The 11,099-nt window shown below is 51.6% G+C and carries 6 protein-coding genes; 4 read left to right on the top strand and 2 right to left on the bottom strand.

From position 1 onward, the window contains the following. Positions 1–196 precede the first annotated feature (196 nt). Positions 197–2,308 (top strand): prolyl oligopeptidase family serine peptidase, encoded by a 2,112-nt coding sequence (locus ACO0LI_RS19220; protein WP_423034552.1) that lies wholly within the window; start codon positions 197–199, stop codon positions 2,306–2,308. 99 nt (positions 2,309–2,407) lie between these two features. Here ACO0LI_RS19220 and ACO0LI_RS19215 read toward each other — a convergent pair whose 3' ends face one another. Both ACO0LI_RS19215 and ACO0LI_RS19210 read right to left on the bottom strand, forming a co-directional pair. Beyond that, positions 2,408–3,250: an amino acid ABC transporter substrate-binding protein gene (locus ACO0LI_RS19215; RefSeq protein ID WP_423034550.1), complete on the bottom strand. Its 843-nt coding sequence runs from the start codon at positions 3,248–3,250 to the stop codon at positions 2,408–2,410. A 419-nt stretch (positions 3,251–3,669) separates the two neighbouring features. After that, positions 3,670–4,557 carry an amino acid ABC transporter substrate-binding protein gene (locus tag ACO0LI_RS19210; protein ID WP_423034548.1) on the bottom strand — a complete coding sequence of 296 codons (888 nt, stop codon included), beginning with the start codon at positions 4,555–4,557 and terminating at the stop codon, positions 3,670–3,672. Between the two features lie 528 nt (positions 4,558–5,085). Between ACO0LI_RS19210 and ACO0LI_RS19205 the strand changes: the two genes are divergently transcribed. Genes ACO0LI_RS19205 through ACO0LI_RS19195 form a run of 3 tightly spaced genes read left to right on the top strand, consistent with a single transcriptional unit; the run spans position 5,086 to position 10,860 of the window. Beyond that, complete coding sequence (locus ACO0LI_RS19205; RefSeq protein ID WP_423034546.1) at positions 5,086–6,837, top strand: ABC transporter ATP-binding protein; 1,752 nt, start codon at positions 5,086–5,088, stop codon at positions 6,835–6,837. Continuing rightward, positions 6,785–8,593, top strand: a complete 1,809-nt coding sequence (locus tag ACO0LI_RS19200; RefSeq protein ID WP_423034740.1) for an ABC transporter ATP-binding protein — start codon at positions 6,785–6,787, stop codon at positions 8,591–8,593. The genes ACO0LI_RS19205 and ACO0LI_RS19200 overlap by 53 nt, the downstream gene beginning before the upstream one ends. An 8-nt stretch (positions 8,594–8,601) precedes the next feature. Further along, positions 8,602–10,860: a penicillin-binding protein 1A gene (locus ACO0LI_RS19195; protein WP_423034544.1), complete on the top strand. Its 2,259-nt coding sequence runs from the start codon at positions 8,602–8,604 to the stop codon at positions 10,858–10,860. The last annotated feature ends 239 nt before the right edge of the window (positions 10,861–11,099 follow it).

Below are 11,099 nucleotides of genomic sequence, written 5' to 3'. Positions count from 1 at the left end.
AACTTAGTTTTGTATCATCACACAAATCACATCGCACTATCGGAAAGCATGGCTTTAGAATTCTTGACGGGCGCGCTGAACCGAACGCCTGCTCGCGGGGTCAATTATTGGCTAATTACTAGCTATCAATATAGTTCATGGTTATCCCGTGAAAAAATACCAGGCTGAGACCGCCTGTCCAACAATAAGGAAAGCAATGAAACCACAATTAAAACTAATTGCCGTGCTGTGCATGGCAGGCGCGAGCAGCCTGGCGCTGGCCCAGACAGAAGACAAACACCAGTGGCTGGAAGATATCACCGGTGACAAGGCCCTGAGCTGGGTCAAAGACCAGAACAAGGTGACCCGCAGCAAGCTCGACAATGATGCAGGCTTCAATAAACTGAAAGCTGATTTGCAGGTTGTGCTCAATTCCAAAGACCGCATCCCCTCCATACGCAAAATGGGTGACGCCGTGTATAACTACTGGATGGACGCAGAACACCCGCGCGGTGTGTGGCGTAAAACCACGCTGGAAGAATACAAGAAAGCCCAACCCAAATGGGAAGTGGTGCTCGACGTTGATGCACTGGCCAAGGCAGAAAATGAGAGCTGGGTATATAAAGCCAGCGTATGCCGTGAACCAGTCTATGACCGTTGCCTGATTGAGCTCTCACGCGGCGGTTCAGATGCGGTGGTCACCCGTGAATTTGATCTTGCCAGCAAGTCTTTCGTCAAAGGTGGCTTCAGCCTGCCAGAAGCAAAAATGAGCCTGGACTGGGTCAATAAAGACACCCTGTTTGTCGCTACCGACTTTGGTGCCGGAACGCTGACAGATTCTGGCTATGCACGCGTCGTCAAGGAATGGAAACGCGGCACGGAATTATCTGCAGCCAAGACCCTATTTGAAGGCCAGAAAACCGATATGGCCGTAGGTGCCAATTCCAGTGACCATAAAGGCATACATAGGGAACTGGTGGGTCGCCAGGTCACCTTCTACACATCAGAACAATATCTGAAAGAAGGCGACAAGCTGAGCAAGCTGGATATCCCGGCCAAGAGCAATCTGTATTTCTTTGACAAACAGGCGGTGATCACCTCACGTGAAGCATGGACAGTTGGTGGCAAGACTTATGCGTCAGGCAGTGTACTGGCCATCGACTTTGATGCCTTCATGAAAGGCAATCGTGAATTCACCGTATTATTTGAACCCAGCGATACCACGTCATACACTGGTGCTGCCATTACGAAAAATCATCTGTTGTTGCAAACCCTGGATAACGTCAAGAGCAGCCTGAAAGAATGGAAATTCAGTGGCGGTAAATGGTCAGCGCGTCAGGTCACTCTGCCTACTCTGGGTGCCATTAGTGTGACTGCAGTGGATGCTGAAAATTCTGATGATTACCTGCTCGGCTATTCTGATTACCTGACACCGAGTGTTTACATGATGGCCCATGCGGGCAATGACAAGCGTGAATTGCTGAAGTCGGCACCAAGCTTCTTCGATGCAAGTGCCTATGAAACCACGCAAAAATTCACGACATCCAAAGATGGTACCAAGGTGCCTTACTTTATCGTGCGTCGCAAGGATGTGAAATTCGACAGCAATAATCCTACCCTACTGTATGGTTACGGCGGCTTCGAGATTCCCATGACGCCTTCGTATTCCGGTGGTCTGGGCAAGAGCTGGCTGGAAAAAGGCGGCGTCTACGTCGTTGCCAATATCCGTGGCGGCGGTGAGTTTGGCCCGCGCTGGCATCAACTGGCCTTGAAAGAAAACCGTCAACGCGCCTATGATGACTTTGCTGCAGTAGCAGAAGATCTGATTGCCAGCAAAATCACCAGCCCTAAACACCTGGGTGCCATGGGTGGCAGTAACGGCGGCTTGCTGGCTGGTGTCGCTTTGACCCAGCGCCCTGACTTGTTCAATGCGATTGTCAGCCGCGTGCCTTTGCTCGACATGCGCCGCTTTAACCAGTTGCTGGCCGGTGCTTCATGGATGGGTGAATATGGCAACCCGGACGTGCCTGTCGAGTGGGATTACATCTCCAAATATTCGCCCTACCAGAACGTCAAGGCAGGTGTGACTTATCCTAATGTGCTGTTTATTACCTCCACCAAGGATGACCGCGTACACCCAGGTCATGCGCGCAAAATGGCAGCCAGAATGATGGAGCAGGGTCACAAGAATGTCTGGTATTACGAAAATATAGAAGGCGGCCACGGTGGTGCGGCCAACAATGCACAACGTGCCGACATGGACGCCATTGTTTATACTTTCTTGTGGAATATGCTCAAGCGTGACAATGATGCGGTGCAGGTGCATTAAGTAATCAATTAATTAATCAATTAACCAATCAATTAACCAATCAATTAATTGAGTCAGGTACGATGAAAAAAGCAGCCAGTGCGGCTGCTTTTTTTTCGCTTAATCGACTTTATCCGACGGGAAGCGTATGGTTTCACGCAACAGGACGCTCATGGGCAAGGTCATGTTCACGCCATTCGGCTGTACCGGTTTTGTAAACCATTTCTCATAGAGTCTGGTCAGCTCACCATCTGTCATCATGCGCACCATCTCCATATCAATTAGCTTCTTGAAAGCGGCATCGCCCTTGGGCAGCATCATTGCATAGGCTTCTGAAGACAGTGGGTCACCAACGATGACCAGTTTATCGCGAAGCTTGGACCTGGCCTTGAAACCAGCCAGGATTGCATCATGCTGGGCAAATGCATCGACCTGCTTGTTTTCCAGCATGCTGACAGATTCAATATGATCTTTGCTCTCGACCATCTTCATATTCAGGGAGCGCACTTTATCCCTTTCCAGCAGATATTTATCTGTAGAAGTTCCCTTGGTCACGACCACTTTTTTATCTTTCAGATCCTGCCAGTTCTTGATGCCGGAATCAGCAAAGACCATCATGCGTATCGTGGCGAAAAAATGAGGCAGCGTGTAATTGACTTTGGTACGGCGCTCTGCATTATTGGCGGTAGAACCACACTCAATATCTGCCTTGCCTGAGGTCATCGCCTCCATGCGCGTGTCTGAAGTAACAGGGATGTAGTTGATCTTCAACTGCGGCAGTTTTAACTCTTTTTTGATCACATCCACAAATTTGGCGCAAATATCAATCGAGTAACCGATAGGTGTTTTATTCTCTGACAGATAAGAGAATGGGAGGGAGGTTTCCCTGAATGCGATGTTGATCGTATTGGTTTTTTTGATATGCTCAAGTGTATCGGCTGCAGAGGATAACTGTGCCAGCATACAACTTGAAAAAATTAAACTTGCTTTGATAAAGCGATGAAATTTCATGCGACTTCCTTGACCCGGTTGGAGTAGTGGGGATGATAAAGAACTGATTTAGACGGAGAAATCAGGGCAAGGAAATGAGGAGCGATGCTACGTCAATAGCATCGTCAGATGCTGTCGCGCTGAAGGATAAATACTGCGCGATACTTGCCAGACCAAAGTGAACCCGATATCAGTTGCGACAAAAACACCGCAGGCCGGGATTATAGGAATATTTCTACGCAACAACAATCAAAAATTCATGCATTTTGCTTAATGTCATGATTCAACGCCTTATTAAGCTTACGCATTTGAGCAATATCAAAAAAAACCCGGGCAAATATCCCGGGTTAATGAACATACATAGATACGCAGCTGAATAAGTTGCAAAGAACTTAATTCACTTTATCAGAAGGAAAGCGTATGGTTTCCTTCAACAGTGCACCCATGGGCCAGGCCAGGTTCATATTGTTAGGCTGTATCGGTTTGGTGAACCATTTTTCATGCAGCTTGGTGATTTCACCGTCAGTCATCTGGCGTGCCATTTCAGCATCGATGATTTTCTTGAATGCGGCGTCACCTTTGGGCAGCATGATGGCATAGGCTTCAGAAGCCAATGGGTCACCAACGATGGTCAGTTTGGACGGGTCTTTGGCCTTGGCTTTCAGGCCAAACAAAAGAGCTTCATCCTGGGCAAAGGCATCGACCTGGTTGGTTTCCAGCATGTTAAAAGAATCGCTGTGGTCTTTGCCTTCTACCAGTTTCATGTTCAGGGCGCGTACCTTGTCACGCTCGAGTATGAATTTGTCAGTAGATGTACCTTTGGTGAAGACGACCTTCTTGCCCTTCAAGTCTGTCCAGTTCTTGATGCCGGAACTGGTATTGACCATCATGCGCAAAGTGGAAAAGAAATGCGGTATCGTAAAATCAACTACTTTCCTGCGGTCTGCAGTATTGCTGGTTGAACCACATTCCATATCTGCCTTGCCGGATGTCATGGCCTCTAAGCGATTATCTGCGGTGACAGGCAAAAAATTGATTTTCAGTTGCGGCAATTTCAATTCTTTTTTTAGCGCATCGACCATTTTTTTGCAGATGTCGATGGTGTAGCCGACTGGTGCCTTGCTGTCTGACAAATAAGAGAAAGGCAGGGCAGACTCGCGATACGCGATATTGACGGTCTGGCTTTTTTTGATACGGTCCAGTGTGTCAGCAGAGGACAGCTGGGAAAGAATAGCGGCAGACGCAAAAACGCCAGCCTGAAGAATACAGCGCAATTTCATATGGTTTCCTTATGCTCTTAAAAAAGACAAAATTTATCGAGACATGTCAGTGGAAGCTGTTGCAAAGATGTTCAGGCAGCGCATAACTACAATGATGAGCAGCTATTGCCTGAGTATAGGTAATACAGAGGGGCTATGCAATTAAGCCCGGGATATTTTGCAACAAGCGTGGGGGTTTCAACAGTGAGGGGGCGGATTATATAGCGGACTGAGCGCCTTGAGGGAGAAGTAAACCTCTAGTGCGCGATAGGAGAAAAAGGAGATAAAAAATGAGATAGAAATATAGACAAGCAACATCCACTCATGGAAGACAAAAACTTTATGTTTTTACTTTTCATAAAAACAAAACCATGTGTGGTGAACAAAAATGCAGAGCCATTCAACAAACAAATGGAAAATGAATACTGGCATAAGGTAAATCACAGAGAATGAAATCAGAATTTGAGGATACTGTATCATTTCCTGCTTTGCCATCCACACGCCCCAGATGCATGCAACCATTTTCTGTCTTTCTGGTCTGAACCATCTATGAGTCTGTACCAGCTTTTAGCACAATTTATCCGCCAGCACTGGCGCCAGTACATCAGCGCCGGCCTGATGCTGTTTGCCGTTGCCGTCATGACGGTCTTGATACCACGCCGTGTCGGCATGATTATCGATGGCATGGTGGCAGGCCGTTTTGACAACACAGCCCTGATGTGGGAACTGTCCTGGTTGCTGGGCATGGGCCTGGCAATTTACTTCCTGCGCGTAGGCTGGCGCACGCAATTGTTTACTGCTTCTTATCAACTGGGCATGCAATTGCGTACCCGTTTGTATGAGCGTCTGAGTGTGCAGGGCTCGCGCTTTTTCCAGCAGCAAAGAACTGGCGACCTGATGGCGCTGGGCACCAATGATGCCGACGCCATAGAACTGGCCGCAGGTGAAGCTGCGCTAGCCGGTTTTGATGGCAGCATGACCTTTGCCCTGGTGATAGGCATGATGCTGCTGGGTGTAGATTGGCGGCTGGCACTGGCGGCCCTGCTGCCCTTCCCCTTCATGGCCTGGGCCTTCAAGCATATTACCCATCATATCCAGGATGCTTCACGCGATTCTCTCGACCGTTTCAGCAAACTCAATGATCAGGTGCAAGAGACTTTATCCGGCGTGCGCACTCTGCGCGCCCTGGGTCTGGAACAGCGCAGCGCCGCGCAGTTTGCCGAACTGGCAGAAAACGCTGCAGGAGCCAGCCTGAATGCGCAACGCTGGGAGGCAGCTTATGAGCCGGCAGTGGGCCTGTCCCTGACTGCGGCTGGTGCGCTGACGCTGGGTGTCGGTGGTTACCTGGTCTGGCATGGTGAAATGAGTATCGGTGCCTTGACGAGCTTTTCCATGTATCTGGGCCAGTTGATCTGGCCCATGTTTGCTGCTGGCTGGGTCTTGTCGCTGCTGGAACGCGGCAAGGCAGCCTGGGCGCGGCTGGAGCCGGTATTGACGCAGGAACTCAGCGTCAATGACGAGGGCAAGCTGGATACGCCACCTGCCGGTGATCTGGTCGTGGACAAGGTCAGCTTTGCTTATCCTGGACAAATCAGGCCAGCCCTGCAAGACATCAGCCTGCGTATCGCGCCTGGACAAACCCTGGGCATAGTTGGTCCTACCGGCTCTGGCAAATCCAGCGTGGTGCGCCTGCTGCTGCGCCAGATCGAGGCTGAACAAGGCCTGGTGCAATGGGGTGGGCATGCGCTGGCAGACTACAAACTGCAAGCCCTGCGCCTGTCCATCAACTGGGTGGCGCAGGAACCGTTTTTGTTCTCGGCCTCGATTGCTGACAATATCTCGCTCAGCAATCCTGCCGCCAGCCGTGCTGAGGTCATTAAGGCGGCACAACTGGCATCAGTGGATGATGATATACAACGCTTCCCGCATGGCTATGACACGCTGGTGGGTGAGCGTGGCGTCACCCTGTCTGGCGGCCAGAAACAGCGCGTGGCCATTGCCCGTGCCTTGCTGACGGCCAGTCCTTTATTATTGCTTGACGATGCCCTGTCAGCAGTCGATACGCAAACCGAAACGCATATCCTGCAACATCTGGCAGAGCTGCGACAAGAACATCCTGAACGCAGTGCCGTCATCGTCAGCCACCGCCTGAGTGCGGTACTCGAAGCCAATCACATCCTGGTTTTGCGCGAAGGCAAAATCATAGAGCAAGGCAATCACCAGGCTTTGCTGGACTTGAATGGCTGGTATGCAACGCAGTGGCGTTATCAACAATTGGAAGCAAGCCTGGATGCAGCCTGATACCAAACAATTACCCGCTGCCATGTCAGAAAAAAAACAGGCAGTGCATTTGCTGCTGCACGCAGCCCGCGATGAAAAACGTCATGTCTGGCTGGGCATCTTCTTTTTAATGATCGCCGCCGCACTGGAAGCTGTTGGCCCGTTTCTGGGCAAGGCTTTCATAGACCGTTACCTATTGCCGCACCAGATGGACATGGGCATGGTCATAGGTTTGCTGGCAGCTTATGTGCTGACGGGCTGGGGCGCGACCTGGCTGCGCTACCTGCAACTGACGCGGCTGGCTGGCGTGGCCATGCGCTCTGTGCGGCGCTTGCGTGAACAGGTGTATGGACATGTACTGCGCCTGCCCATGGCTTTCTTTGACAAGGCGATTACCGGGCAACTGGTGAGCCGCGTGACAAATGACACTGAGTCTGTCAAGAACCTGTATGTGCAGGTGCTGTTCGTCATGCTCGACAGTTCCATCGTCGTACTTGGTGCTCTGACTGCGATGGCCTTGCTGGAATGGCGCTTGATGCTGATTGTGCTCATGCTGATACCGGCCGTCATCATCATCGTCTGGTTTTACCAACGCTGGAGTGCGCCAGCCGTCAGCAAGGCACGCCAGTTGCGCAGCGAAATCAATGCCCAGGTGGCAGAGAGCATCAATGGCATGAGTACGCTGCAAGCCAGCAATGCCGAGCGCCGCTTTGGTGAGCGTTTTGCCAAAACCAATCAATTGCATTACGCCGCCAGGCTGGATGAATTGCGCGCCAATGCCTGGCTGTTGCGTCCTGCGCTGGACCTGATGAATTCGCTGTTGCTGGTGGTAGTGATTTTCACTTTCAGCCAGCGCAGTTTTTCTGGTGTGGAGATAGGTGTGCTGTATGCCTTTGTCAGCTATATCGCTCGCGTGGTGGAACCGCTGATACAGATCACCCTGCAATTTGGTCAGATACAGCAAGCCGTGGTTTCTGCTGCGCGTGTCAACACGCTGCTCAATGAACACCAGCATGTACAGGCCAGCAGCGATGCGCGTATCACTGACGGCCACCTGACGCTGGACAAAGTGAATTTTGGTTATGACCCGACGCGGCCAGTCTTGCATGACTTTAGCCTGGATATCCCGGCGGGCAGTTTTTATGGCATCGTCGGCCATACTGGCAGTGGCAAATCTACCCTGCTGAGTCTCTTGCTACGTTTTTATACGCCGCAGTCTGGCCGCATGGAAGTCGATGCTCAGCCGCTGGCCAGCATCACGGATGCGCACTTTCGCGAAAAGGTAGGGCTGGTGCCGCAAGAACCGTTTTTGCTGGCCGCCAATGCCCGCGAAAATATCGCCATGGGACGTGACATCAGCGAGGCAGATATCATCGCTGCGGCCAAGGCTGCACATGTCCATGATTTTATTTTGCAACTGGAAAATGGCTACGACACACCACTGGGTGAAGGTGGTGCGCGCCTGTCCACCGGGCAAAAACAATTGCTGGCAATTGCCCGTGCACTGGCTGGCAAGCCGCGCATCCTGTTCCTCGATGAAGCAACATCGCATATCGACAGTGAAACCGAGCAGGTAGTACAAACCGCGCTGACAGAATTGCGCGGCAAGGTCAGTATCATCGCGATTGCCCACAGGCTCTCTACCATACGTGACGCCGACAGCATCATCGTGCTGAACCACGGCAAGCTGGCCGAGCAAGGTAATCATCAAGAATTAATGCAGGTGGATCAGGGCATATACCAGCGCCTGTATTTGCTGCAAACCCTGGAAGAATAAGGAATAGCATGAAGAAATGGATCGTGTTCGGCATCAGTGTTGCCGTGACTCTGGCGCTGGCAAGCCTGGCCTTTATATTTTTTGTGGTGGCCCCGGGTTTGCCTACTCTGGAAGCAGTGACCGATTACCGCCCAAAAATCCCGCTGCGCATCTACACGGCTGACAATGCCCTGATCGGTGAATTTGGCGAAGAACACCGCGACTTTGTACCGATCAAGCAAATACCGGCGGTCATGAAAAATGCGCTGCTGTCGATAGAAGATGCGCGTTTTTATGAGCATGGCGGCATCTCCTTCATCGGTGCCGGGCGCGCCATTTTGGCGGACTTGCGCGGTGGTTTTCATCAGGGTGCATCCACCATCACCATGCAGGTTGCACGCAACTTCTTCCTGACCAATGAAAAATCGGTAGAACGCAAAATGAAAGAAATTTTGCTGACTTACCGCATCGAAGACGCACTGACTAAAGACCAGATCCTGGAACTCTACATGAACCAGATTTTCCTGGGCAAACGCAGCCATGGTTTTTCCAGTGCCGCAAAGACCTACTTTGGCAAATCGCTCGATCAACTGACGCTGGCAGAAGCCGCCATGCTGGCAGGTGTACCGCAAAACCCGGTGCGACATAACCCCGCCGTGAATTTTGAAAAGACCAAGCAAAGACAGTTGCTGGTCTTGAAGAGCATGGTCAGGAATGGTTTCATCACCGAAGCCCAGATGGAAGCCGCCGCCAAGGAAGACATCAAGGTCATCAAAGGCCAGCAATTTGATGCCCATGCTGACTATGTAGCCGAGATGGTACGCCAGAGTATCTATGCGCAATACAAGGAAGATACCTATACCAAGGGTATCAGGGTCTATACCACCATCAACAAGGCCGAGCAGGATGCCGCTTATGAAGCCGTGCGCCGCAACATCATGGCCTACGACCAGCGCCATGGTTATGACGGCCCCGAGGCCCATATAGACTTGCCAGCAGATGAAGATGAACGCGACGATGCGATAGACCAGATCTTGCGCAAGCATCCTGACAATGACAAGGTATTGGCAGCTGTGGTGACCCAGTCGTCCGGCAAAATCGTCAAGGCCGAACTGCAATCCGGTGACAGTATAGAAATCACTGGTGATGGCTTGCGCTTTGCCGCAGCAGCGCTGACAGAAAAAGCCAAGGCGGGCATCAAGATACGCCCAGGCTCCGTCATACGCGTGATGCAGGATGCAAAAAAACGCTGGGCAATTACGCAGATACCTGAAGTCGAGGGTTCATTCGTGGCGCTGAATGCGGACGATGGTTCTTTCCGCGCGATGGTCGGTGGTTTTGATTACAACCGCAAGAAATTCAACCATGTGACCAGTGCATGGCGTCAGCCAGGGTCAAGCATCAAGCCCTTCATTTATTCAGCCGCACTGGAAAAGGGTTTTTACCCCGGCACCCTGATCAATGACGTACAACTGTCAGAGACATCGGACAGTAATCTGCGCTGGGACCCGCGTAATGATGATGGCAAATATGACGGCCCTATCAGCATGCGCACGGCACTGGCGCAATCCAAGAACGTGGTGTCGGTACGCATCTTGAAAGCCATAGGCGTCGACCATGCCAAGACATGGTTGCCACGCTTTGGCTTTGACAAGGACAAGCACCCTGCCAACCTGACCATGGCACTGGGTACCGGTTCGGTCACACCGCTGCAACTGGCATCGGCTTATGCGGTATTTGCCAATGGCGGTTATGCGGTCAACCCCTGGCTGATCAGCAAGGTGGTGGATGGCAAGGGCGTTGTGCTGTTTGAAAACAAGCCACCTGCCAAAGCGCAGGAAGAGTCACGTGTCATCGATGCCCGCAATGCCTACATCACTGACCAGATGTTGCGTGAAGTGGTACGTAGCGGCACTGGTGCCAGCGCCACCGCAAAACTGGGACGCCGCGACCTAGCAGGCAAGACAGGCACCACCAGCGACGCGGTTGATGGCTGGTTTGCCGGTTATGCGGCAAACGTGGTGGCCGTGGCCTGGATGGGTTATGACGATCCCAAGACCCTCGGTGGCCGCGAGTTTGGTTCTACCCTTGCCTTGCCTATCTGGATAGACACCATGCGCGTGGCACTGGCTGGCAAGCCTGAAGTCGTGCGTGCCGTGCCTGAAGGCATCAGCAATGCCGAGGGTGACTGGATGTTTAATGAATTCTTGAATGGTGCCGGTGTGCGCACGCTGGATATGGGGAATGCACCAGTGGCTGATCCGGCTGCAAGCTCGGCCACGCAGTAGCCTACATAGAAAAAACCCGCAGATCGCTCTGCGGGTAAGTATCCCGACCTTTGGAGGTAAAACATTTCAGGATGGGCGCATGGTAGTGGCTGGACATGACAAGCGCATGACAAATCATGCTCGCCATAAAAAAAGCCCGCTGGCATAGGCCAACGGGCTGAAATCCTGTGCGGGAAGCAAAACAGGATGGTGGTAAATCTCACAAATTCTTGTCAATCAAACTTCTATTCATCAAACAG

Source organism: Undibacterium sp. Tian12W, assembly GCF_049339405.1.
In the GTDB taxonomy this organism is placed as follows: domain Bacteria; phylum Pseudomonadota; class Gammaproteobacteria; order Burkholderiales; family Burkholderiaceae_D; genus Undibacterium.
Note: the sequence above shows the minus strand (reverse complement) of the source record. Positions and strands in the feature narration are given on the sequence as shown.

Excerpts from the sequence above, each read along its gene's own strand:
- ACO0LI_RS19210 (WP_423034548.1), bottom strand. The coding sequence starts at position 4,557 with ATGAAATTGCGCTGTATTCTTCAGGCTGGCGTTTTTGCGTCTGCCGCT.
- ACO0LI_RS19205 (WP_423034546.1), top strand. The coding sequence starts at position 5,086 with ATGAGTCTGTACCAGCTTTTAGCACAATTTATCCGCCAGCACTGGCGC.
- ACO0LI_RS19220 (WP_423034552.1), top strand. The coding sequence starts at position 197 with ATGAAACCACAATTAAAACTAATTGCCGTGCTGTGCATGGCAGGCGCG.
- ACO0LI_RS19195 (WP_423034544.1), top strand. The coding sequence starts at position 8,602 with ATGAAGAAATGGATCGTGTTCGGCATCAGTGTTGCCGTGACTCTGGCG.
- ACO0LI_RS19200 (WP_423034740.1), top strand. The coding sequence starts at position 6,785 with ATGCAACGCAGTGGCGTTATCAACAATTGGAAGCAAGCCTGGATGCAG.
- ACO0LI_RS19215 (WP_423034550.1), bottom strand. The coding sequence starts at position 3,250 with ATGCTGGCACAGTTATCCTCTGCAGCCGATACACTTGAGCATATCAAA.